21 protein-coding genes are annotated in these 21,895 nt (G+C 69.0%); 12 read left to right on the top strand and 9 right to left on the bottom strand.

From position 1 onward, the window contains the following. Positions 1–4 precede the first annotated feature (4 nt). Positions 5–682, top strand: a complete 678-nt coding sequence (locus tag E6O51_RS20480; protein WP_136386886.1) for a hypothetical protein — start codon at positions 5–7, stop codon at positions 680–682. Further along, positions 679–855 carry a hypothetical protein gene (locus E6O51_RS21970; RefSeq protein WP_168735353.1) on the top strand — a complete coding sequence of 59 codons (177 nt, stop codon included), beginning with the start codon at positions 679–681 and terminating at the stop codon, positions 853–855. Before E6O51_RS20480 ends, E6O51_RS21970 begins: the two co-directional genes overlap by 4 nt. 19 nt (positions 856–874) lie before the next feature. Here the strand turns inward: E6O51_RS21970 and mnmA are convergent, their stop codons facing one another. From mnmA to E6O51_RS20465, 3 genes are read right to left on the bottom strand one after another with little or no spacing between them, the layout of a single operon-like run. Further along, positions 875–1,972 carry a tRNA 2-thiouridine(34) synthase MnmA gene (gene mnmA / locus E6O51_RS20475; protein ID WP_136386927.1) on the bottom strand — a complete coding sequence of 366 codons (1,098 nt, stop codon included), beginning with the start codon at positions 1,970–1,972 and terminating at the stop codon, positions 875–877. A gap of 31 nt (positions 1,973–2,003) precedes the next feature. Beyond that, positions 2,004–2,669, bottom strand: coding sequence for a hypothetical protein (locus tag E6O51_RS20470; RefSeq protein ID WP_136386885.1), 666 nt, complete (start codon positions 2,667–2,669; stop codon positions 2,004–2,006). Then, on the bottom strand, positions 2,666–3,121 hold the full coding sequence (locus E6O51_RS20465; protein ID WP_136386884.1) for an NUDIX hydrolase: 456 nt from the start codon (positions 3,119–3,121) through the stop codon (positions 2,666–2,668). Before E6O51_RS20465 ends, E6O51_RS20470 begins: the two co-directional genes overlap by 4 nt. Before the next feature lie 100 nt (positions 3,122–3,221). Between E6O51_RS20465 and E6O51_RS20460 the strand changes: the two genes are divergently transcribed. The 6 genes from E6O51_RS20460 to E6O51_RS20435 all read left to right on the top strand — a co-directional run bounded on the left by E6O51_RS20460 (position 3,222) and on the right by E6O51_RS20435 (position 8,255). Further along, a complete protein-coding gene (locus E6O51_RS20460; RefSeq protein WP_136386883.1) occupies positions 3,222–4,070 on the top strand; it encodes a mechanosensitive ion channel family protein in 849 nt (282 codons plus the stop codon). A 100-nt stretch (positions 4,071–4,170) separates the two neighbouring features. Further along, on the top strand, positions 4,171–5,091 hold the full coding sequence (locus E6O51_RS20455) for a branched-chain amino acid transaminase (RefSeq protein ID WP_136386882.1): 921 nt from the start codon (positions 4,171–4,173) through the stop codon (positions 5,089–5,091). Between the two features lie 12 nt (positions 5,092–5,103). Beyond that, positions 5,104–5,304: a zinc-finger domain-containing protein gene (locus E6O51_RS20450; RefSeq protein WP_136386881.1), complete on the top strand. Its 201-nt coding sequence runs from the start codon at positions 5,104–5,106 to the stop codon at positions 5,302–5,304. 67 nt (positions 5,305–5,371) lie between these two features. Next, positions 5,372–5,803, top strand: coding sequence for a YybH family protein (locus E6O51_RS20445; RefSeq protein ID WP_136386880.1), 432 nt, complete (start codon positions 5,372–5,374; stop codon positions 5,801–5,803). Continuing rightward, a complete protein-coding gene (locus E6O51_RS20440) occupies positions 5,800–6,762 on the top strand; it encodes a hydrolase (protein WP_136386879.1) in 963 nt (320 codons plus the stop codon). Before E6O51_RS20445 ends, E6O51_RS20440 begins: the two co-directional genes overlap by 4 nt. 104 nt (positions 6,763–6,866) lie before the next feature. Then, positions 6,867–8,255 (top strand): phosphomannomutase/phosphoglucomutase, encoded by a 1,389-nt coding sequence (locus tag E6O51_RS20435; RefSeq protein WP_136386878.1) that lies wholly within the window; start codon positions 6,867–6,869, stop codon positions 8,253–8,255. A 28-nt stretch (positions 8,256–8,283) separates the two neighbouring features. On the opposite strand, the gene E6O51_RS20430 is transcribed toward E6O51_RS20435, so the two are convergent. From E6O51_RS20430 to E6O51_RS20415, 4 genes are all read right to left on the bottom strand, one after another. Then, a complete protein-coding gene (locus E6O51_RS20430; protein ID WP_168735352.1) occupies positions 8,284–9,747 on the bottom strand; it encodes a sensor domain-containing diguanylate cyclase in 1,464 nt (487 codons plus the stop codon). 154 nt (positions 9,748–9,901) lie between these two features. Then, positions 9,902–12,565 (bottom strand): alanine--tRNA ligase, encoded by a 2,664-nt coding sequence (gene alaS, locus E6O51_RS20425; protein WP_136386876.1) that lies wholly within the window; start codon positions 12,563–12,565, stop codon positions 9,902–9,904. Between the two features lie 21 nt (positions 12,566–12,586). Then, positions 12,587–13,000 (bottom strand): type II toxin-antitoxin system VapC family toxin, encoded by a 414-nt coding sequence (locus E6O51_RS20420; protein ID WP_136386875.1) that lies wholly within the window; start codon positions 12,998–13,000, stop codon positions 12,587–12,589. Then, positions 12,990–13,241 carry a ribbon-helix-helix protein, CopG family gene (locus E6O51_RS20415; protein WP_136386874.1) on the bottom strand — a complete coding sequence of 84 codons (252 nt, stop codon included), beginning with the start codon at positions 13,239–13,241 and terminating at the stop codon, positions 12,990–12,992. The genes E6O51_RS20420 and E6O51_RS20415 overlap by 11 nt, the downstream gene beginning before the upstream one ends. A 304-nt stretch (positions 13,242–13,545) precedes the next feature. Between E6O51_RS20415 and E6O51_RS20410 the strand changes: the two genes are divergently transcribed. From E6O51_RS20410 to E6O51_RS20395, 4 genes are all read left to right on the top strand, one after another. After that, positions 13,546–13,803: an antitoxin gene (locus tag E6O51_RS20410; protein ID WP_136386873.1), complete on the top strand. Its 258-nt coding sequence runs from the start codon at positions 13,546–13,548 to the stop codon at positions 13,801–13,803. Next, positions 13,800–14,216, top strand: a complete 417-nt coding sequence (locus E6O51_RS20405; protein WP_136386872.1) for a type II toxin-antitoxin system VapC family toxin — start codon at positions 13,800–13,802, stop codon at positions 14,214–14,216. The genes E6O51_RS20410 and E6O51_RS20405 overlap by 4 nt, the downstream gene beginning before the upstream one ends. 75 nt (positions 14,217–14,291) lie before the next feature. Further along, positions 14,292–14,843: a cob(I)yrinic acid a,c-diamide adenosyltransferase gene (locus tag E6O51_RS20400; protein WP_136386871.1), complete on the top strand. Its 552-nt coding sequence runs from the start codon at positions 14,292–14,294 to the stop codon at positions 14,841–14,843. A 103-nt stretch (positions 14,844–14,946) separates the two neighbouring features. Continuing rightward, on the top strand, positions 14,947–17,583 hold the full coding sequence (locus E6O51_RS20395; RefSeq protein ID WP_136386870.1) for a diguanylate cyclase: 2,637 nt from the start codon (positions 14,947–14,949) through the stop codon (positions 17,581–17,583). Between the two features lie 111 nt (positions 17,584–17,694). Here E6O51_RS20395 and E6O51_RS20390 read toward each other — a convergent pair whose 3' ends face one another. Together E6O51_RS20390 and dinB are read right to left on the bottom strand one after the other, a co-directional pair. Then, positions 17,695–20,448 carry a cation-transporting P-type ATPase gene (locus E6O51_RS20390; RefSeq protein WP_136386869.1) on the bottom strand — a complete coding sequence of 918 codons (2,754 nt, stop codon included), beginning with the start codon at positions 20,446–20,448 and terminating at the stop codon, positions 17,695–17,697. A gap of 132 nt (positions 20,449–20,580) precedes the next feature. Then, positions 20,581–21,666, bottom strand: coding sequence for a DNA polymerase IV (dinB, locus tag E6O51_RS20385; protein WP_136386868.1), 1,086 nt, complete (start codon positions 21,664–21,666; stop codon positions 20,581–20,583). Between the last annotated feature and the right edge of the window lie 229 nt (positions 21,667–21,895).

The raw sequence follows: 21,895 nt of genomic DNA, 5'->3' as shown, positions 1-21,895 counted from the left end.
GCTGATGATTCTCGGCTCCTGGCTGGCCCTGTGTGGGATGGTACTCGTCGCAGATACGGTCGTTCCGCCTCACTGGATAGACACGGTCGTAGGTCACCGCACCATCAGAGACGGCCGCATTTTCTACATCATTCCCAGCACGGGCGGCGCCCCGGACTCATGCGAGCCTGCGGATCCGTCTATCTATCGGCCCGGAGATTCGATAACCGTCACGCGCTCGAAATTCCTGCGCCGATGCGCCGTCTCACCGGACTGCCTTGGTTTGAATTGCTCGCAACCGGATCGTGAGCGCCTCATCCAGGCAGCGATCGGACACAGGTACCCGTCGATCTACCGTGACTTGCACGATCTCAGAAGGGACTACCCCGATTTCACACCCCGTATACGCCGCTGGTCCGACGAGTGGACCTTTCTGTTCGGGAAAGGCTTGTACGCGGTCCAGATGCCGGAAGAAGAGGTCATAGTCACCGCGGACGGCCAGGCCAAGACAATGCGAGAATGCGGCCGGGCAGACGCTCGCTGCAGCCTTGTCGCACCGCGGAATCCGGAATTCGGTATCGTCGGCACCGTGCAACCGGATGATGGCGACCGTGCCCCGGCCGAGAACCGTGCGACCCAGGAACTGCGTGGCGGATCAACACACACTTTCCTGGCACACCACCCGATACGGAACCATCCATGAAACGCACCGACCTGGAAAAGCTCAAGGGCATGAAGATCAACAACCGCCTCAAGGGCACCCCGCCCCCGCCGCGCTTCGGCACCTCGTCCGGCGGCGGGAAAGCGGGCGCCCGCGTCAATCCGCTGGTGGCGAAGCTGCTCGGGCAGAAGCCCGCGGAAGGCGGGGAGCGGTAGCGCCGGGCCGGAGCGCGGCTCAGACGATGATGCCGCCGCCCAGGCACACCCGGGATTCGTACACCACCACGCTCTGCCCCGGCGTCAATGCCCATTGGGGCTCGGCGAAGGCGATCTCCGCCCGTCCGCCTTCGATGCGCTCGATCTCACAGGGCATGTCGGGGGTGCGGTAGCGCGGCTTGGCGGTATACACCCAGTGGGTGTGCGGATCGCGCCCCGAAATCCAGTTGAGGTCGGCGGCCGTCAGGTGGTCCTTGAGCAGGGCCGGGTGGTCGTGGCCCTGCACCACGTAGAGCACGTTGGCTTTCACGTCCTTCTTCGCCACGTACCAGGCCTCGTGTTCGCCGGCCTCGTCCTGGTTGCCCTTGATGCCGCCGATGTGCAAGCCCTTGCGCTGGCCGATGGTGTGGTACATCAGCCCCTGGTGTTCGCCCAGCACGCGCTCGTCGTCCAGGGCACGGATCTCGCCCGGTTTCGTGGGCAGGTAGCGCATCAGGAACTCGCGGAAGGGGCGTTCGCCGATGAAGCAGATGCCGGTGGAGTCCTTCTTGGCGGCCACGTGCAGGCCGGCCTGTTCGGCGATGCGGCGCACCTCGCGCTTGTACAGCGTGCCCAGCGGAAAGAGCGTCCTCGCCAGTTGCTCCTGGTTGAGGCGGTAGAGGAAGTAGCTCTGGTCCTTGGTGCCGTCCTCGGCCTTGAGCAACTGGTATTCGGTACGGCCGTCGTTGCTCCATGCCCGCACCTGGGCGTAGTGGCCGGTGGCGATACGCTCGGCGCCCATCTGCATGGCGTGGTCCAGGAAGCAGCGGAACTTGATTTCCGAGTTGCACAGCACGTCCGGGTTGGGCGTGCGCCCGGCCTCGTATTCGCGCAGGAAGTCGGCGAACACGCGGTCCTTGTACTCGGCGCTGAAATTCACCACTTCCAGGTCGATGCCGATGACGTCGCACACGGAGGCCACGTCCACCAGGTCCTGGCGGGTGGAACAGTATTCGGCGTCGTCGTCGTCCTCCCAGTTCTTCATGAACAGGCCGGTGACCTGATAGCCCTGCTGCTTGAGCAGCAGCGCGGCGACCGAGGAATCGACGCCGCCGGACATGCCGACGACCACCTTCATGCCCTGCGCGTCGGCGCCGGGCTTCACCACATCATTGGACATTCGGTCCATCTCCATTCAACCAGTCTGCCAGCGGCAGCACCACCGCCGCTTCGCCGTTGTCCACGAACCAGCTATCCACCACGTAGCGCGCGCCCGGTTCGCCCGGCGGCGGCGCGGGCGGGCGGGGGATGTCCTCGACCACGTCGGGGCAGTCGCACAGGGCGAGCAGCAGGCCCACATGGTCGGGCACCTCGGCGGGCGCCGCAAGGACCGCGGGCGGTGCGATCTCCTCGATCACCGCCGAGAAATGCTGAAAGATGACACCGCGCCGGCTCGGCGCCAGCACGCGGTGAAAGCGCAGGCTGCCGCGCGCGGCGAGCAGTTCGAGCAGCGCCGTGGTGCTGGTGGAGTGGTCGATGCAGTCCATGCGCCCGTTGGCCCCGGCATCGAGCAGGTTACCGGCCCGGTCGGCCGCCACCGGCGTCTGCTTGCCGGCCAGGCGATACAGGCGGCCGACGACCCCGGCCAGCACTTCCCGCTCCTCGGCGGCGCTGCCGGCGGTGCGCAGGCGGGCGTCGAGGGCGTCGATTTCCTTATCGGCGAAACGCACTTCCACGCGCGACGCACAGCCGTAGTTGTAGCACAGCGCCACCGGCGGCACGGCGTGGGCGAAGCCCGCGGCGGCGGCCAGCACGAGAAGGCAGAAGAACCTCATGCGTCGTAGTGGCGGATCAGTTCGAGCGGGTGGCGCCGTCCGGCCAGCCAGTCCTCCACGCACTGCATGACCAGCGGGCTGCGGTGGCGTTCGCGGCAGGTGCGCAGTTCGTCGAGGTTGAGCCAGACCGCGCGCAGGATGCCCGTATCCAGCGCCCGGCCCGCCTCCTCGCCCGCCGCACGGCCGCCGAAGGCGAAGCGCAGATAGGTGATATCGCCCTGCGGGCGCGGCCACTGGTAGATGCCGACCAGGTACTCGGGCACGAAGTGGTGGGCGGTTTCCTCCAGCGCCTCGCGCACGCTGGCGGCGAGCAGCGACTCGCCCTCTTCCAGGTGCCCGGCCGGCTGGTTGAAGCGCAGGCCGTCGGCGGTTTCTTCTTCCACCACCAGGAAGCGGCCGTCGCGCTCGATCACGGCGGCCACGGTGACGTTCGGTTTCCAGTTGCGCTCCATCTCGCGGGCCCGGCAAAAGTGCGGATTTTACCGCGTACGCCCGCCTTGCACCGCCATGCCGGAATGCGACAATCGCGGCAAACGTGGCAAGGAGTTCCCCATGGAAGACGTAAACGGCATCCTCTCCCGCATGCACGACATCTGGCTGCCCCTCCTCGTGCAGTACGGCGGCCGCCTGCTGCTCGCCCTCATCACCCTGGTCGTCGGCTGGTGGCTGGTGGGCAAGCTCACCCGCAGCCTGTTCGCGCTGCTCGCACGGCGCCACGTGGAACCGACCCTGCACAGCTTCCTCGGCAGCCTGATCGGCATCGCGCTGAAGGTCCTGCTGCTGGTCAGCGTGGCGGGCATGGTGGGCGTGGAGACCACCTCCTTCATCGCCATGATCGGCGCGGCCGGCCTGACCGTCGGCCTGGCGCTGCAGGGCAGCCTGGCCAACTTCGCCGGCGGCGTGCTGATCCTGATCTTCCGCCCGTTCAAGGTCGGCGAGTACATCGAGGCGCAGGGCATGGGCGGCACGGTGGACCAGATCCAGATCTTCCACACCATCCTGCGCACCGCGGACAACAAGACCGTGGTGATCCCCAACGGCAATCTCTCCAACGGCAGCGTGGTCAACTACTCGCGCCAGCACACCCGCCGCGTGGATCTGAGCCTGGGCATCGCCTACGACGACGACGTGAAGACCGCCCGCGCCATCCTGCTGGAACTGGCCGGCAACGACCCGCGCGTGCTCGCGGACCCCGCTCCGGTGGTGTGGCTGGCCTCCCTGGGCGAAAGCTCGGTCAACCTGGTGTTGCGCGTGTGGGCGAAGACCGACGACTACTGGCCGGTGTTCTTCGAACTGCAGGAGCAGGCCAAGGAACGCTTCGACGCGGCCGGCCTCACCATCCCCTTCCCTCAGCGCACGCTGCACGTGGTGCAGGGACAGGCCATCGCCGCCGCGGACTGAGCGGGGCGAGTCCGGCACGCGGGCTTTGCGCTAGAATTGCGCGTTATGCCCGCCGCCCGGCGGGCGATCCGCACCAACACATACGCTGGAGATTCACATCATGTCGATGGCAGACCGCGACGGCTTCATCTGGTACGACGGCAAGCTCGTGCCGTGGCGCGAGGCGAACACCCACGTGCTCACCCACTCGCTGCACTACGGCCTCGCCGTGTTCGAAGGCGTGCGCGCCTACAAGACCGCCAAGGGCACCGCGATCTACCGTCTGGCCGAGCACACCCAGCGCCTGCTCAACTCCGCCCGGATCTACATGATGGACATCCCCTACGCCAAGGACGTTCTCATGGAAGCGCAGAAGGAAGTCGTGCGCGCCAACAAGCTCGAATCCTGCTACCTGCGCCCGATCGCCTTCTACGGCTCCGAGAAGATGGGCATCTCCACCGTCGGCGCCACCGTGCACGTGGCCATCGCCGCCTGGCCGTGGGGCGCCTACCTGGGCGAGGAAGGCCTGGAAAAGGGCATCCGCGTGAAGACCTCGTCCTACGCCCGCCACCACGTCAACGTCACCATGCCCCGCGCCAAGCTGGCCGGCGCCTACACCAACTCCATCCTCGCCAACCTGGAAGCCACGCGCGACGGCTACGACGAGGCGCTGCTCCTCGACACCCAGGGCTTCGTGGCCGAGGGCTCGGGCGAGAACCTCTTCGTGGTCAAGGATGGCGTGATCCTCGAACCCGAGATCGCCTCCGCGCTGACCGGCATCACGCGCGACTCGGTGATCCGCATCGCCCGCGAACTGGGCTACGACGTGCAGTCGCGCCGCCTCACCCGCGACGACATCTACCTGGCCGACGAAGCCTTCTTCACCGGCACCGCCGCCGAAGTCACCCCGATCCGCGAACTGGACAACCGCGTCATCGGCGAAGGCCGCCGCGGCCCGGTCACCTCGAAAATCCAGGCGCGCTTCTTCGACGTGGTCGGCGGCCGCGCGCCCGAATACGAATCCTGGCTCGCCTACGTCTGAACGGAGTTCCCCATGGCTGAAAACACCGACAAGAGCGAAGCGGTACAGGTCACCGCCGCCGACCTGCCGCTGCACTGCCCGCAACCCGGCGCCCCACTGTGGGCGCGCCACCCGCGCGTGTTCCTCGACGTACTGAAGGAAGGCGAGGCCACCTGTCCGTATTGCAGCGCGCGCTACGTGTTCACCGGCGAGCGCCCCAAGGGCCACCACTGAGAACCCGTCCGCGCGGTCCCGGGGGCGGAGCGCCCCCGCATCCCTTCATGCCCGGGAGCATGCTGCCGTGAGCAAGACCATCTTCACGTCCGCCGCCGACGTCGAGGCCGCTTTCTACGACGCCCTGGCCCGGTCCGACCTCGATGCGATGATGACGGTGTGGTCGGAGGACGAGGAAATCGTCTGCATCCACCCCGGCGGCCCGCGCCTCACCGGGCTGGCCGAGGTGCGCGAATCCTGGCGCCAGATGTTCGCCAACGGCACGCGGATGATCGTGCGCACCACGCACCAGACGGTGAGCGCCAGCATGATGCTGACCGTGCACAACGTGCTCGAACACGTCACCGTGGAAGGCGACGACCGCATCCCGACGCCCATGGTCGCCACCAACGTCTACGTGCGCGGCGCGGTGGGCTGGCGCATGGTCATGCACCACGCCTCGCCGCTGCCCGATATCGCCGAGCTGATGGGGCAGGACACGCCGCACAGCGTCCATTGAGCCCGTTCCGTTCCCCCGCGTGGCTGCCGGGGGGCCACGCGCAGACGATCTGGCCGCTGGCCCGCAAGGGCAACCTGCCCGCCCTGCGGCGGGAACGCTGGACCACCCCGGACGGCGACTTCATCGATCTCGACTGGCTGGACGAGCCGGCCGCCCCCTCCCGGCCGCTGGTCGCACTTTTCCACGGCCTCGAAGGCAGCAGCCGCTCCCACTACGCCCGCGCCCTGCTGCGTGCAGTGGCCGCACGCGGCTGGCGCGGCGTGGTGCCCCATTTCCGCGGCTGCTCCGGCGAACCCAACCGCCTCGCCCGCGCCTACCACTCCGGCGACAGCGACGAGATCAACTGGATACTGCGCCGCCTGGCGCCGCTGGCCGGCAGCGCGCCCCTGTTTGCCGCCGGCGTGTCCCTGGGCGGCAATGCGCTGCTGAAATGGCTCGGCGAACGGGGCGAAGAGGCCGCAAGGCTCGTCGCCAGCGCGGCCGCGGTATGCCCGCCGCTCGACCTGACCATCTCCGGCCACGCCCTCGGACACGGCTTCAACCGCCTCTACAGCGCGCATTTCCTCGCCACGCTGCGGGCCAAGGCGCTCGCCAAGCACGCCCGCCACCCCGGCCTGTTCGACGCCGGGCGGGTGCGCCGCGCGCGCAACCTGTACGAGTTCGATGACGCCTACACCGGCCCGGTGCACGGCTTCGACGGCGCCGCCGACTACTGGCGGCGGGCATCGAGCAAGCCCTGGCTCCCCGCCATCCGCGTGCCCACCCTGCTCCTCAATGCCGCCAACGATCCCTTCGTGCCGCCCGCCGCGCTGCCGCAGCCGGGCGAACTGTCCGCCGCCGTGCGCTTCGAATGCCCTCCCCAGGGCGGCCACGTCGGGTTCCTGAGCGGCGCCTTTCCCGGACACATCGATTGGCTGCCGCAACGCCTGTTGCAACATTTCGACACCCTTTGGGTGTGAAACCCGCGCCATTGCTCACATCCAGGCACCATGCCGCGGTTCAGCCGCCTGCCCCGATCTGGGATAATTCCGCGCTGCACCGACCTCCCCTCCCTGGATCGCCCATGACCACGCCCCACGCCCTGCCCGCCCCCGAAATCTTCAAGGCCTACGACATCCGCGGCATCGTCGACAAGACCCTCACCGCCGACGCGGTGCGCGCCATCGGCCACGCCCTGGGCAGCGAGGCGGCGGCGCGCGGGCAGCGCGAGATCGCGGTCGGACGCGACGGCCGCCTGTCTGGCCCGGCCCTGGCCGGCGCGCTCGCGGACGGCATCCGTGCCGCCGGCGTGGACGTGGTGGACATCGGCTGCGTGCCCACGCCGCTCACCTACTTCGCCGCCTGGGAACTGGGCACGAATTCCTGCGTCAGCGTCACCGGCAGCCACAACCCACCGGACTACAACGGCCTCAAGATGGTGCTGGGCGGCCACACCCTGTTCGGCGAACAGATCCAGGCCCTGCGCCGGCGCATCGCCGACGGCGACCTCGCCCGCGGCGCCGGCCGCCTGCGCAGCGCCGACGTGCGCGCCGCCTACCTGGACCGCATCTGCGGCGACGTGAAGCTGGCCCGGCCCATGAAGGTGGTGGTGGACTGCGGCAACGGCGTGGCCGGCGGCATCGCGCCGGAACTCTTCCGCCGCCTGGGCTGCGAGGTCGTGGAACTGTTCTGCGAGGTGGACGGCAGCTTCCCCAACCATCACCCTGACCCCTCGCGCCCGGAGAACCTGCAGGACGTGGTCCGCGCCCTGCGCGAGACGGACGCGGAGCTGGGCCTCGCCTTCGACGGGGACGGCGACCGCCTGGGCGTTGTCACCAAGGACGGCCGCATCATCTACCCGGATCGCCAGCTCATGTTGTTCGCCGCCGACGTGCTCAGCCGCGTGCCGGGCGGCGAGATCATCTACGACGTCAAATGCACCCGCAACCTGGCCGGCTGGATCCGCCGCCACGGCGGCAAGCCGCTGATGTGGAACACGGGCCATGCCCTGGTCAAGGCCAAGCTCAAGGAAACCGGCGCCCCCCTGGCCGGCGAGATGAGCGGCCACGTGTTCTTCAAGGAGCGCTGGTACGGCTTCGACGACGGCCTCTACACCGGCGCCCGCCTGCTGGAAATCCTCTCCCGCCACGCCGACCCGAGCGCCGTGCTGAACGCCCTGCCGGACGCGGTGAGCACGCCGGAACTGAACATCGGGATGGCCGAAGGCGAACCCTTCGAACTGGTGCGCCGCCTGCGCGAACAGGCCCGCTTCGAAGGCGCGGACGAGGTCATCACCATCGACGGCGTGCGCGTGGAATACCCCCACGGCTTCGGCCTCGCCCGCCCGTCCAACACCACGCCGGTGGTGGTGCTGCGCTTCGAGGCCGACAGCGCCGAGGCACTCGCGCGCATCCAGGCGGATTTCCGCCGCGCCATCGAAGGGGTGTGGCCGGGCGTCGCGCTGCCCTACTGAAGCACGCCGCCGGAGCCGGCCGGCGCGCTCAGCCGCCGATGCGCTGGTCCTCGCCGGTCCACTCGACCCGGTTGCGCCCGCCGTCCTTGGCGCGATAGAGCGCCCGGTCGGCGCGGGCCACCAGGGTCGAAAACGGCTCGCTGCCGTCGTACTGCGCCACGCCGAAGCTCGCGGTCAGACAGCCGACCACCGGGAAGGGCCAGGTACAGATCAGCCGGCGCATCTTCTCCGCGCACGCGAGCGCCTCGGCCTGCCCGGTGGCCGGCGCCAGCAGCAGGAATTCCTCGCCGCCCCAGCGCGCCAGCAGGTCGGAAGCGCGCATCTGCGGACCGAGCCGGGAGGCCATGTCCCGCAGCACCGCATCGCCCACCTCGTGGCCGAAGCGGTCATTGACCGACTTGAACCAGTCCACGTCGAACAGCACCACGCTCAGGGGATGCCCGTGGCGGCGCGCGCGGGACAGTTCGGCCTCGGCCGTCTCCTCCAGAAGGCGGCGGTTGGCCAGCCCGGTGAGACGGTCGGTGGACGCGGCCCGCGCCAGCTCCTCGTTGGCCTGCCGCATCTGCTGGTTGGCCGCCTCCAGCTCGTGGCGGGCCTGTTCCAGTTCCTCCCGCATGCGCCGGCGCGCGGTGACGTCGCTGATGGCGGCGATCACCGCGCGGTGTCCGCCGAAGTCGCCCAGCATCGCCGACACCAGCGCCCAGAACGGTTCGCCGTTGCCCCGCCGCAGGCGCACTTCGAAATCGCTCACCGCGCCGTGCTGGTTGAGCATCTGCTGCAGGCGGATGCGGTCTTCGTCATGCTCGTAGAACTCGAACACGCGGCGGCTGCGGAACTCGTCCGCGCGCAATCCGGCGGTTTCGGCGGCCTTCTGGTTGACGAACAGCACGCTGCCGTCATAGCGGTCGGCCACCAGGATCGCCGTCGGCACGAGCGCCAGCAACTGGCGCAGGCGTGCCTCGCTGTCGCGCAACACTTCCTCGGCGCGATGCTGTTCGGTGACGTCGGAGATGGTGCGCACGAAGCCGCCGCCGGGCAGGGGCACGTGCTTGCCCTCGTAGTCGCGCCCGCGATGGGCGAAGGTGTGGCGGAAGGGTTCGCGCGTGCGCGCGCGCAGCATCGCCCGCTCCAGCAGGCGGTCGGGCACGCCGTTCTCGGTGGCCCACAGGCGCAGCACGTCGGCGTACGGCGGATGGGAGGCGAGAAAGACGGGGTCGAAGCCGGTAATCTCGACGAAGCGCTGGTTGAAGCTGCTCAGGCGCAGGCGGGCGTCGACCATGATGACCGCCTCGGCCATGTTCTCCAGGGTCAGGCGCATGGCCGCCTCGTCGTGCCGCGGCTCGGTGGTACGGGCCAAACGCCGGTGGGCACGCAGCAGGACGGCACCCAGCATGCTCAGGCCGAGCGCGGCGGCGAGCAGCAGAAAGACGGCAACGTCGGGAAAAGCCGTGGCCGGGCCGGTATCGGTGGCCCGGGCCGGAGCGGCGCACACCGCTGTAGCCAGCCCTCCTCCGGCGGACGCAGTGCGGAGCGGAAACGGGGGCGGGCGCAGCCGGGGGATCATCGCAGCATTATCGGCCCCGGCCGCACAAGGCGCTGCCAAATCCGCCACGGCCGTGCCCATGCGGGCACGGCCGTGGCAGGAATCAAAGCCTGCCGTCCACCCAGCCGACGACGCCGGCCAGCGCGCCGGGCAGGGCCGCCGTATCGTTGCCGCCGGCCTGCGCCATGTCCGGCCGGCCGCCGCCCTTGCCGCCGACCTGCTGGGCGACGAAGTTCACCAGTTCGCCGGCCTTGACCCTGCCGGTCAGGTCCGGGGTGACGCCCGCGATCAGGCTGACTTTGCCGTCTGCCGGGGACGCCAGCACGATGGCCGCGGACTTGAGCTTGTCCTTGAGCTTGTCCATGGTCTCGCGCAGGGTCGGCACGTCGGCGCCGTCCAGCACGGCGGCCAGCACCTTGGCGCCCTTCACCTCCACCGCCTGGGCGGCCAGGTCGTCGCCCTGGCTGGCGGCCAGCTTGCTCTTCAGGCGCGCGAGTTCCTTTTCCAGCGCGCGCACGTTGTCCAGGATGCCCGCCACGCGCTCACCGACCTCGTCCGGCTGCACCTTCAACAACGCGGACACGCCCTGCACGCGGCGCTCCTGCTCCTGGGCGTAGCGCAGCGCGTTGGCGCCGGTGACCGCTTCCACGCGCCGCACGCCAGCCGCCACGCCGCCCTCGGCGACGATCTTGAAAAGGCCGATGTCCCCGGTGCGCCCCACGTGGGTGCCGCCGCACAGTTCCTTGGAGCTGCCGATGGACAGCACCCGCACCTCGTCGCCGTACTTCTCGCCGAACAGCATCACCGCGCCGGACTTCTGGGCATCGTCCAGCGCCATCACACGGGCGTCGGTGGCGGTGTTGGCGAGAATCTCGGCATTGACGATGTCCTCCACCTCGCGGATTTCCTCGGCCGTCATGGGCGCGCCGTGGGCGAAGTCGAAGCGCGTGCGCTCCGGGTCCACCTGGGAGCCCTTCTGCTGTACGTGGGCGCCCAGCACTTCGCGCAGGGCCTTGTGCATGAGGTGGGTCACCGAATGGTTGCGCGCGGTGGAAGCCCGCGCGGCTTCGTCCACCCGGGCGGCCACGCTCTGGCCCACCGCCAGGGCGCCGGTCTTGACCACGCCGTGATGGCCGAACACCGCGGCCTGGATCTTCTGCGTGTCTTCCACCGCGAAGATGCCCGCGCTGCCGCGCAGCTCGCCCCGGTCGCCGACCTGGCCGCCGGATTCGGCGTAGAACGGGGTGTGGTCCAGCACCACCACGCCCAGCTCGCCCTCGGCCAGCTCGTTGACCGGCGCGCCGTCCTTGTACAGGGCGAGAATGGTGCCCTTCTCCTCCAGGCGCTCGTAGCCGTGGAAGGCGGTTTCCGGCCCTTCGTATTCCAGGTTCGCGGCCATCCTGAACTTGCCCGCCGCCCGCGCCTGCTCCTTCTGCCGCGCCATGGCGGCGTCGAAGGCCTGGGCATCGACGCTCACGCCGCGCTCGCGGCAGATGTCGGCAGTGAGGTCGAGGGGGAAGCCGTAGGTGTCGTGCAGCTTGAAGGCGGTGTTGCCGTCGAATATCGTCCTACCACCATCGAATGTCGTCCTGCCGCCATCGAATGTCGTCCTGCTGGACTGGACCAGGGCGGCCAGTTCGGCCTCGACGATGGCCATGCCGTTCTCGATGGTGGCGAAGAAGCGCTCCTCCTCCTGGCGCAGCACGTCCATGACGCGGTGCGCGCCGACCTTGAGCTCCGGGTAGGCTTCGCCCATCTCGGCCACCAGGTCCGGCACCAGCCTGTGGAAGAAGGCCGCCCGCGCGCCCAGCTTGTAACCGTGGCGGATGGCGCGGCGGATGATGCGGCGCAGGACGTAGCCACGGCCCTCGTTGCCGGGGATGACGCCGTCGGCGATCAGGAAGGAACACGCGCGGATGTGGTCGGCCAGCACCTTCAGCGACGGCGAATCCATATCCACGCCCGAGGTTTCCCGCGCCGCCGCGGCGATCAGGCGCTGAAACAGGTCGATCTCGTAGTTGGCGTGCACGCCCTGCAGCACCGCGGAGATACGTTCCAGGCCCATGCCCGTGTCCACGCTGGGCTTGGGCAGCGGATGCATCACGCCGGCCTCGTCCCGGTTGAACTGCATGAACACGTTGTTCCAGATTTCGATGTAGCGGTCGCCGTCTTCCTCCGGCGATCCCGGGGGGCCGCCCCAGATGTCCGCGCCGTGGTCGTAGAAGATTTCCGTACACGGCCCGCAGGGACCCGTGTCGCCCATCATCCAGAAGTTGTCCGAAGCGTAGCGCGCGCCCTTGTTGTCACCGATGCGGATCACCCGCTCGGCCGGCACGCCGACGGTCTTGGTCCAGATGTCGTAGGCCTCGTCGTCCTCCGCATATACCGTGACCCACAGCTTGTCCTTGGGCAGCTTGAACACTTCGGTAAGCAGCTCCCAGGCGTAGGCGATGGCGTCGCGCTTGAAGTAATCGCCGAAGCTGAAATTGCCCAGCATCTCGAAGAAGGTATGGTGGCGCGCGGTGTAGCCGACGTTTTCCAGATCGTTGTGCTTGCCGCCGGCGCGCACGCACTTCTGCGAGGTGGTGGCGCGGGTGTAGGGCCGCTTGTCGAAGCCGAGGAACACATCCTTGAACTGGTTCATCCCCGCGTTGGTGAACAGCAGCGTGGGGTCTTCGTGGGGCACCAGCGAGGACGAGGCCACGATCTGATGGCCCTTCGACTCGAAGAATTTGAGGAATTTTTCGCGGATTTCGGCGGATTTCATGGAGTTTCCAGTGACGGCAATTCAGTGCGCATTGTCGCGCAATACGTTGTTCAGCCACCCGCCATCCGGCAGGCGGTAGATGTCGAAATCGCTGTCGATGGACAGCACGTCGCGGCAGCCGGTCTGCAGTGCCAGCAACACGACCGAGGCATCGGCCAGGTCCATCGGCCGGTCGCGGTACTTGTCGATCAGGCCGGCGGCGGACGCCACGCTGCCCTGCTCCAGATCGACGATACCCAGTCCGCCGCGCTCGGCCCAGTTGAGCAGGCGCAACTGGGCATCGACGCTGAAGCGCAGCAGATGCATCGCCTCGGTCAGCACCGGCCAGGTGGTCATCAGCGCGGACTCGCAGCCGCGCAGAAAATCCACGCAGCGCGCGTGATCGCGATCGGCCGGATTGAACAGCGCGATCAGCGGCCCTGCATCAACGATCATGCTTCGCACGCAGCGACTCCGCCAGATACTCCTTGCGCCGCTCGGCGAGATCGGCGGGACCGCCTTGCGGCCCGCCGAACAGATCCTTGCCCAGTTCGTAGGGTGTCTGCTTCGGCACCACACGGGCAAGGTATTCCCGCAGCCCGGCCTTGACCAGTTCGCTCTTGCTGCGCCCGGTCTGCGCGGCGGCGCGGGCCAGTTCGGCTTCCAGTTCGGGATCGAGGCGGATCGACAGGGTCATGGGACGGCATCCGGGGTGTATTACACGGCGTATCGCATCGTATGCCGGGGCACTGGACAAGTCAATTGCAGTGCCGCACCGCCAGCAGGGCCGGACCGTCGACAAACTCGGCATGGATGGTACTGGTGCGCCTGCACGGTGTACATGCCCGGATTGCCGGCGGCGACGAGGGCCGGCAACGCCCGTGCGCGCGAGGACGCACGCGGCGGGGCACTCGTCATGGGATCGGGAATACCTTCCTTGATAGCTCCCATCCCGCGATATATATTGCAGTATCTACCACGCCATCACCCTCGGAACGACCATGAGCACCACCGCGAAACTCTTCACCACCGGCCGCAGCCAGGCGGTGCGCCTGCCCCGCGAATACCGCTTCGAAGGCAGCGAGGTCTACATCCGCCGCGATCCGAAAACCGGCGACGTGGTGCTGTCCCGGCGTCCGGATTCGTGGGAAGGCTTTTTCGCGCTGTACGCCACGACCGAGGTACCGGCCGATTTCATGAACGAGGCCGACCGCAACCAGGGCGAACATCGCCGCGATCCCTTCGAGGACGCGGTATGACGCGCTACATGCTGGACACGAACATCGCCAGCCACATCATCCGGGGCGACATCCCCGCAGTCCTGCAGCGCCTGACCGCCACACCCATGAGCGAACTCGCGATATCGGTCGTCACCGAAGCGGAACTACGCTACGGTGTGGCCAAGCGCGGCAAGCCTGCCGGGTTGGCGGCGCGAGTGCACGAATTCCTGATTCGCGTCGAAGTTCTGCCCTGGACTCAGGACGTGGCGCAAACCTACGCCGATCTGCGTGCTGCCTGCGAGACGGCCGGCGTCACTCTGGCGCCGCTGGACATGATGATCGCAGCCCACGCCAGGGCGGCAGGCGCGATCCTGGTAACGCGGGACCGCGCATTCAGCCTGGTTCCCGACGGTCTGGTCGTGGAAGACTGGACCAGCGAGCCGCCCCACTGAAAACCCGTGCCACATTCACCTTGAGTACCCTGCCGATCGGCGCTTTACTTCACACAACCACACCAAGAGAGACCCATGGGACACCGCCTTTCCAAGATTTACACCCGCACCGGCGACGCCGGCACCACCGGCCTCGGCGATGGCAAGCGCGTATCCAAGAACAGCCTGCGCATCCACAGCCTGGGCGAAGTGGACGAACTGAACGCGGTGGTCGGCCTGCTGCTCACCGAAGAACTGCCGGACGACGTGCGTGCACTCCTCACCGACGTGCAGAACGACCTCTTCGACCTGGGCGGCGAAGTGTGCATCCCCGGTATGAACATGATCACCGCCAGGCAGGTGGACCGGCTGGAAACCGAGCTCGACCGCCTCAACGAGCCGCTGCCGCCCCTAAAGGATTTCATCCTGCCGGGCGGCACCCGCGCCGCGGCGCTGGCCCATCTGGCGCGCACCGTGTGCCGCCGTGCCGAGCGCATGCTGGTGGGCCTGGCCCAGGACGAGGCGGTCAACGACGGCCCGCGGCAGTACCTGAACCGGCTCTCGGATCTCCTCTTCGTGCTCGGCCGCGTGCTCAACCGCGCTGGCGGGCGCGGCGACGTGCTGTGGCAGAAGGGCAAGAACGCCTGAGCGAGATGAGTACCCCTCGCCCCGCGGGCGAGGCCCGGCGCCAAGGCCGGAATGGCTGTTGCTGCATGAAGGACGCCCCCTTGCGAGACGAACCCCGACAGCGATGACGACTCCGCCCCGCCTGCCGCCCGGCCATGCACCGGCCGGCCCCCTGAGCAAGCTCTCGCGACGCTCCCGGATTGCGCTGCTGGGCGTGGCGCTGGCCTGTGTGCTGTACTTGGGGCTGCTGGTCCAGTCCTGGCAGAACCGGCTGGCCTACGTGGAGGAGCAGACCCGTCTGCGTGCCACGCAGACCTCCGCGACGCTTTCGGTACAGGTCGGCACGCTGGTTGCCGGCCTGGAACACCTGGCGCGCAGCCTGGCGAGCGAGTACGCCAACTATCCCGAACGGTATTTCGCCCTGTCGGTGCGCACCGCGCTGGGCACCTTTCCGCCCGGCAGCATTTCCCACATCAGGGTGCTGGACGACCAGGGGCACACCGTCTTCTCCAGCCGGCCCACGCCGGCATCCAGCCCCCAGCCCTCCATCGCTATCGCCGACCGGGAGCAGTTCCGCGCCCATGCCAACGGCGGCCAGGCGGAATTCCTCATCGGCCGCCCGGCCCTGGACTGGGAATCGGGCAAGTGGGTCATCGAGCTCTCCTACCCCATACGCCGGACCGATGGCCGCTTTGCCGGCGTGATGCTGCTGTCCATCTCGCCCGACTACATCTCCGGTTATTTCCGCGAGGTGTTCGCCGCCGAGAGCGACGTCGCCATGCTGCTGCGCAACGACGGCAGCTTCCTGGCGCGCTCCTGGCTGCAGGCGGAAGTACTGGACAAGCAGTTGCCCCCCGAAGACCCGTTCCGTGCCGAACCGGAGGCGCGCAGCGGCGAACGCCTGATCGTCTCCCCCGTCGACGGCATCGAGCGCTACTACGCCTGGCACCGGGTCATGGAGTATCCGCTGGTGGCCGTCGTCGGGCTGGACCGGGAGAGGGCTCTCGCCACCCCCCGCGTCCAGACGAGAAACAGCCTGATCCGCAACTCCCTGGGACTGGCCATCATCCTTGCCACCTCGGTGTGGATCGCACTGCTGTTCGCCCGCCTGCGGGCCGATCAGGAACTGCTGGCAGCAAACGAGGAGCGTCTCGAACTCGCCCTGGAAGGCGGCAAGCTCGGCTCCTGGGACCGGGACATAGCCAGCGGGCGCATCGTGTTCGACGAGCGCTGGTGCGGGATGCTCGGCTACCGCCCGGAAGAACTCGAACCCAGCCTGGACACCATCCGCCGCCTCGCCCATCCGGACGACTGGCCGCGCGTCCAGGCGGCGCTGGACAGGCATTTCCGGGGCGAAACCGAGATTCTCGAGATCGAACACCGCGCCCGCCACCGGGACGGCCACTGGGTATGGGTGGACGTGCGCGGCCGCATCACCCACCGCGCACCCGACGGCAAGCCCCTGCGCATGTCCGGCACCCAGGTGGACCTGACCGAGCGCGTCACCGCAACCCATCTGCGCCGCGCACTGCTGGACAACAACTCGGCCGAAATCATCCTCACCGCCCCGGATCGGACCATACGCTTCTCCAACCAGCGCGCCATCGACACCTTCTCCCCCGATGGCGAGCCCCTGGACGGCCGCAGTATCCGCATCATCCACCGGGACGACAAGGCCTACGAGGCCTTCGCGGTGAATTACACACCCCTGCGCGCCCACGGCAGCATCCACGCCGAGCATCTGCTGAAGAACGCCCGCAACGAACTGCGCTGGTACGACTTCTACGGCGCCCTGCTCGATCCCGGCCAGCCCGAGGGGGACGTGATCTGGACCATGATCGACGTCACCAGCCGCCATCGCGCGGAAGAGGCGCTGGCCGCCGCTCATGTACGCCTGACCAAGATCATCGAACGTTTCCCGGGCGGCGTGCTGGTGGAGGACGAGGCCGGCCGCGTCGTGGTCGCCAACCAGACGCTGTGCGACCTGCTCGCATCGGCGCCGATCCACGCCGCCACGCTGATCGGCCACGACCATGCCCGCCTGCGCCGCGCGCTCACCCGGGAGGTGCTCGACGTCGTGCTCGCCGACGACCGCCTCCCGCCCCCGCCCGACCGCAGCGGGCGGACGCACGAGACCGTGCTCAGCGACGGCCGCAGCATCCGCACCACGCTGCTCCCGGTCCTGCACGGGGAGGACGACATCGGCCGCCTGTGGATCGTCCACGACGTCACCGAACGGCGGCGGCACGAGCAGACGCTGGAACGCCTGGCCACCACCGACGCGCTGACCGGGCTGGAGAACCGCCGCTCCTTCATGGCGCGGCTGGAGGCGGAACTGACGCGCATCGCCCACGGAGGTCCCGGCGGCGCGCTGATCATGGTCGACCTGGACCACTTCAAGCGCGTCAACGACACCCACGGGCACGCCGCCGGCGACGCGGTGCTGGTCCATCTGGCCCACCTCCTGCGCCAGGCCCTGCGCCGGGAGGACATCGCCGGGCGGCTGGGCGGGGAGGAATTCGCCGTGCTGCTGCCGGACACCGACCCCGCAGGCGCGGCCATACTGGCCGAACGGCTGCGCGCCATGCTGGAGGAGAGCAGCATCGAGACCGGCAGCGCCACCATCCGGATCACCATGAGCGCCGGGCTCGCTCCCCTCGAAGGAACCGGCCCCGCCATCCTCGAACGGGCCGATGCCGCGCTCTACCGTGCCAAGAACGAGGGGCGCAACCGCGTCGTCAGCGCCGTCGACCACGCGTAGATATTGACCGGGCAACCATTTAGGCAACACCGTTCGCCCTGAGCTTGTCGAAGGGCATTGGCTCCGCGCAGGCTTCGACAGGCTCAGCCCGAACGGTACTTGATTGCCGGGTTAATAGGCAGGCGGCTGGCGCAGGCCCAGGCGTGTGGCCAGGCGCGTGCGACGGATGATGAACTTCTCCAGTTCGGCGCCGCAGAACACCAGCAGCCCGGCACCGACCACTTTGGCCCATTCCAGCGCGGTCAGGTCGGTGGAACCGAAGACCGCCTGCATGGGCGCGGTATGGGTGAAGGCGATCTGCAGCGGAATGCAGGCGGCGATGGCGACCAGCACGTAACGGTTGCCGGTCAGGCCCTCCCGGTTGGCGACCGGGGCCAGGATGGAACGGCTGTTGACCAGGTAGAACATCTCCGCCACCACCACCGCATTGACCGCCATGGTGCGCGCGGTCTCGATGCCGACGCCCTTGTCCAGCTCCCACAGGAAGAGCCCGAGCGCGCCGGTCATCATCAGCACCGACACCATCAGCACCCGCCACACGAAGAAGCCGGACAGCAGCGCCTCGCCCGGCGGGCGCGGGCGGCGATGCATGATGTCGCGCTCGGCGGGCTCGAAGGCGAGCGCCAGCCCCAGCGTGCTGGAAGTGACCATGTTGATCCACAGCACCTGGGCCGGCGTCAGCGGCAGCGCCAGTTCGAACAGGATGGCGGCGATCACCACCAGCGCCTCGCCGCCGTTGGTGGGCAGCATGAACAGCACGAACTTCTTCAGGTTGTCGTAGACCGCCCGCCCTTCCCGCACCGCCGCGGCGATGGTGGCGAAGTTGTCGTCGGCCAGCACCATGTCGGCGGCCTCCTTGGCCGCCTCGGTGCCCTTCATGCCCATGGCCACGCCCACGTCGGCGCGCTTCAACGCGGGGGCGTCGTTCACCCCGTCGCCGGTCATCGCCACCACCTGGCCATCATCCTGCAGCGCCTGCACCAGGCGCAGCTTGTGTTCCGGGCTGGCACGGGCGAACACGTCCACCTCCATCGCCACGCGGCGCAGGGCCGCGTCGTCCATCAGCGCGATCTCCGCGCCGGTGACCGCTGGCTTGCCGATGCCGATGGCGAGTTGGGCGCCGATGGCGCGCGCCGTCTCGGCGTGGTCCCCGGTGATCATCTTGACCCGGATGCCGGCGTGGTGGCATTCGCCCACCGCCTCGATGGCCTCCTCCCGCGGCGGGTCGATGATGCCGACCAGCGCCAGCAGCACGTAGCCCGTTTCCACGTCGGCGAAGCCGAGACGATCGCCCGCCGGCGCCGAACGCCTGCACGCCAGGGCCAGCAGGCGCAGCCCCTGCGCCGCCGTGTCGGTGGCCATGCGGCGCCAGTAGTCCACGTCCAGCGGATGTTCGCCGTCGTGGTCGAGCTGGGCGTCGCACATCTCGAATACCCGCTCCGGCGCCCCCTTGACGAAGATCCACGACTCGCCGTCGGCGTCGCGATGCCAGGTGGCCATGAAGCGGTGCTCGGACTCGAAGGGGATGGAATCCAGCCGCGGCCACGCGGCCTCGCCCGCGTGCTGCGTGAACCCGGCCTTGGCCCCCATTACCAGCAGCGCGCCTTCGGTGGGGTCGCCCTCCACCGACCACAGGCCCTCGTCCTCCCGCAGGCGGGCGTCGTTGCACAGCACGCCGGCGCGGATCGCCAGTTCGAACGCCGGATAGCGGTCGGTATCGACGATGTGGTCGTCGACGCTGAAATCCCCCACCGGCGCGTAGCCCACCCCGCCCACGTCGAACACGTGCCCGCCGCACACCACACGCTGCACCGTCATCTCGTTGCGGGTCAGGGTGCCGGTCTTGTCGGAGCAGATCACCGTCACCGAGCCCAGCGCCTCCACCGCCGGCAGGCGGCGGATGATGGCGCTGCGCCGCGCCATGCGCTGCACGCCCAGGGCCAGGGTCACCGTCATGATGGCCGGCAGTCCCTCGGGAATGGCCGAGGCGGCGAGCGCCACCACCATCATGAACATCTCCGCCGGCGCATGCCCGCGCCACAGCGTGCCGACGGCGAAGGTGGCCGCCGAGAAGGCCAGGATGGCCAGTGCCAGCAGCCGGCCGAAACGGTCCACCTGGCGCAGCAGGGGCGTGGCCACGCTGCGGATGCCGGCCAGCATCCCGCTGATCTTGCCCAGTTCGGTGGCCGCGCCGGTGGCGACCACGAAGCCGCGTGCCTGGCCGTAGACCACCAGCGTGCCCGAATAGGCCATGCCGCAGCGGTCGCCCAGCGGCGCGTCGTGCGCCACCGTGTCGGCGTTCTTCTCGGCCGGCACGGATTCGCCCGTCAGCGCGGCCTCGTCCACGCGCAGATCCTTGACCGCGGCGAGGCGCAGGTCCGCCGGCACGCGGTCGCCGGACGACAGCAGCACCAGGTCGCCGGGAACCAGCGCGGCGGCATCGATCTCGCGCCGCAGACCGCCGCGGATCACCGTGGCATGGGGGGACAGCATGGCGCGGATGGCATCGAGCGCGGCCTCGGCCTTGCCTTCCTGGATGAAGCCGATGATGGCATTGACCACCACGGCGGCCAGCAGCACGCCGGTATCGACCCAGTGCCCGAGGAAGGCGGTGATGACCGCCGCGGCGATCATCACGTACAGCAGCACGTTGTGGAACTGCATCAGCAGCCGCAGCAGCGGCCCGCGGCGCTTGGGCGGCGCCAGCCGGTTGGGGCCGTAGAAGGCGATGCGGCGCTCGGCCTCGTCTTCCTGCAGGCCTTCCGGCCCGGTCAGCAGGATGCGTTCGGCCTCGGCCCGGGGCAGCGTGTGCCACGCCTCCGGCTGGGGGGTTTCGGCATCACGGGCATTCGGACGGGCGATCATGGCATCGGGACCTGTGCGGGCCTGCCGGATGGGGAATGCGTCGGCACGACAAATGCAAGTACATGGAGATTCTACCGGCCCCGGCGGGGATCGTCTAACGCGGCGGCAGCGCCCGGCGCGGCCGGCCAGCCTTCACTCTTCCCGTTCGCCGCCGAACAGCGCGAGCTGGCTCCCCTCGTCGCGCTCTTCCGCATAGCGCACGCCCACGCCGAGCAGGCGCACCGGACGGGCGCGGCGCGCGAAGCCCTCTTCCAGCAGCGTCTGCCACAGGGCCAGGGAGGGCGCGTCGGCGCTGCGCTCGACGGTGGTCTGGGAGAAGTCGGCGAACTTCACCTTGACGAAAGCCTTGTTCACCGTACCGTCGTTCCGCGCCCGCTCGAAGCGCCGCGCGAAATCCTCCGCCAGCGCCGGCAGCGCCGCGCGGCAGGCGGCCAGATCGGGCAGGTCGCTGGTGTAGGTGGTCTCCACCGACAGGGACTTGCGCGCGCGCTGCGCCACCACCGGGCGCTCGTCGATGCCGCGGCACAGGCGGTGGAGCGCGGCGCCGAAGCGGCCGAACTCCGCCACCAGGCGGGCCTCGCTCCATGCCCGCAGTTCGCCGCAGGTGTGCACGCCCAGCGCATTGAGGCGCGCCGCGGTGACCTTGCCGACGCCGAAGAGCTTGCCCACCGGCAGCGCGGCGACGAAGGCGTCCACCTCCTCCGGGCGCACCACGAACTGGCCGTCGGGCTTGTTCCAGTCGCTCGCCACCTTGGCGATGAACTTGTTGGGTGCGATGCCCGCCGAGGCGGTAATGCCCACCTCCGCGAAGATGCGCGCGCGGATCTCCTGCGCCATCAGCGTGGCGCTGCCGCGGCAGCGGTCCACACCGCTCACGTCCAGATAGGCCTCGTCCAGCGAAAGCGGCTCCACCAGCGGCGTGTAGTCCCGGTAGATGGCCAGTATCTGCCGCGACGCCGCGCGGTAGCGCTCGAAATCCGGCGGCAGCAGCACCAGTTGCGGACACAGGCGGAGCGCGTGGGCCGAGGACATCGCCGAACGCACGCCGAAGGCGCGCGCCTCGTAGTTGCAGGTGGCGACCACCCCACGCGCCTCCGGCCGCCCGCCCACCGCCACCGGGCGTCCCGCCAGTTCCGGGGCGTCGCGCACCTCGACCGCGGCGTAGAAGCAATCGCAGTCGCAGTGGATGATCTTGCGCGGGGCGGGGGCGGGGTTCATCGAAGGCGCGGACGAGCCGGGAAAGTGCGTATTCTGCCGCCTGCGCCGCCGATGATGTAGGAGCGGGCTTGCCCGCGATGCGGCCGTTCCGAGTGCAAATGACGCCGCATCGCGGGCAAGCCCGCTTGTGTCTGCGATACCCCGTAGGATCGTGGGTGAGAGCGGCGGGTGGCAAGCTGCCAGGCCGGGGTGCGCAAAGCACGTGTGGGAGCCCAAGCTGCCACCCGCC

It is taken from the genome of Pseudothauera rhizosphaerae (genome assembly GCF_004801305.1).
GTDB classification, from domain to species: domain Bacteria; phylum Pseudomonadota; class Gammaproteobacteria; order Burkholderiales; family Rhodocyclaceae; genus Pseudothauera; species Pseudothauera rhizosphaerae.
The sequence above is the reverse complement of the archived record's forward strand: the minus strand, read 5'-3'. Positions and strand labels throughout refer to the sequence as shown.

Excerpts from the sequence above, each read along its gene's own strand:
- E6O51_RS20405 (WP_136386872.1), top strand. The coding sequence starts at position 13,800 with ATGACGCGCTACATGCTGGACACGAACATCGCCAGCCACATCATCCGG.
- E6O51_RS20410 (WP_136386873.1), top strand. The coding sequence starts at position 13,546 with ATGAGCACCACCGCGAAACTCTTCACCACCGGCCGCAGCCAGGCGGTG.
- E6O51_RS20455 (WP_136386882.1), top strand. The coding sequence starts at position 4,171 with ATGTCGATGGCAGACCGCGACGGCTTCATCTGGTACGACGGCAAGCTC.
- alaS (WP_136386876.1), bottom strand. The coding sequence starts at position 12,565 with ATGAAATCCGCCGAAATCCGCGAAAAATTCCTCAAATTCTTCGAGTCG.
- E6O51_RS20395 (WP_136386870.1), top strand. The coding sequence starts at position 14,947 with ATGACGACTCCGCCCCGCCTGCCGCCCGGCCATGCACCGGCCGGCCCC.
- E6O51_RS20435 (WP_136386878.1), top strand. The coding sequence starts at position 6,867 with ATGACCACGCCCCACGCCCTGCCCGCCCCCGAAATCTTCAAGGCCTAC.
- E6O51_RS20480 (WP_136386886.1), top strand. The coding sequence starts at position 5 with ATGATTCTCGGCTCCTGGCTGGCCCTGTGTGGGATGGTACTCGTCGCA.
- E6O51_RS21970 (WP_168735353.1), top strand. The coding sequence starts at position 679 with ATGAAACGCACCGACCTGGAAAAGCTCAAGGGCATGAAGATCAACAAC.
- E6O51_RS20465 (WP_136386884.1), bottom strand. The coding sequence starts at position 3,121 with ATGGAGCGCAACTGGAAACCGAACGTCACCGTGGCCGCCGTGATCGAG.
- E6O51_RS20415 (WP_136386874.1), bottom strand. The coding sequence starts at position 13,241 with ATGACCCTGTCGATCCGCCTCGATCCCGAACTGGAAGCCGAACTGGCC.
- E6O51_RS20420 (WP_136386875.1), bottom strand. The coding sequence starts at position 13,000 with ATGATCGTTGATGCAGGGCCGCTGATCGCGCTGTTCAATCCGGCCGAT.
- E6O51_RS20400 (WP_136386871.1), top strand. The coding sequence starts at position 14,292 with ATGGGACACCGCCTTTCCAAGATTTACACCCGCACCGGCGACGCCGGC.
- E6O51_RS20450 (WP_136386881.1), top strand. The coding sequence starts at position 5,104 with ATGGCTGAAAACACCGACAAGAGCGAAGCGGTACAGGTCACCGCCGCC.
- E6O51_RS20470 (WP_136386885.1), bottom strand. The coding sequence starts at position 2,669 with ATGAGGTTCTTCTGCCTTCTCGTGCTGGCCGCCGCCGCGGGCTTCGCC.
- dinB (WP_136386868.1), bottom strand. The coding sequence starts at position 21,666 with ATGAACCCCGCCCCCGCCCCGCGCAAGATCATCCACTGCGACTGCGAT.
- E6O51_RS20390 (WP_136386869.1), bottom strand. The coding sequence starts at position 20,448 with ATGATCGCCCGTCCGAATGCCCGTGATGCCGAAACCCCCCAGCCGGAG.
- mnmA (WP_136386927.1), bottom strand. The coding sequence starts at position 1,972 with ATGAAGGTGGTCGTCGGCATGTCCGGCGGCGTCGATTCCTCGGTCGCC.
- E6O51_RS20460 (WP_136386883.1), top strand. The coding sequence starts at position 3,222 with ATGGAAGACGTAAACGGCATCCTCTCCCGCATGCACGACATCTGGCTG.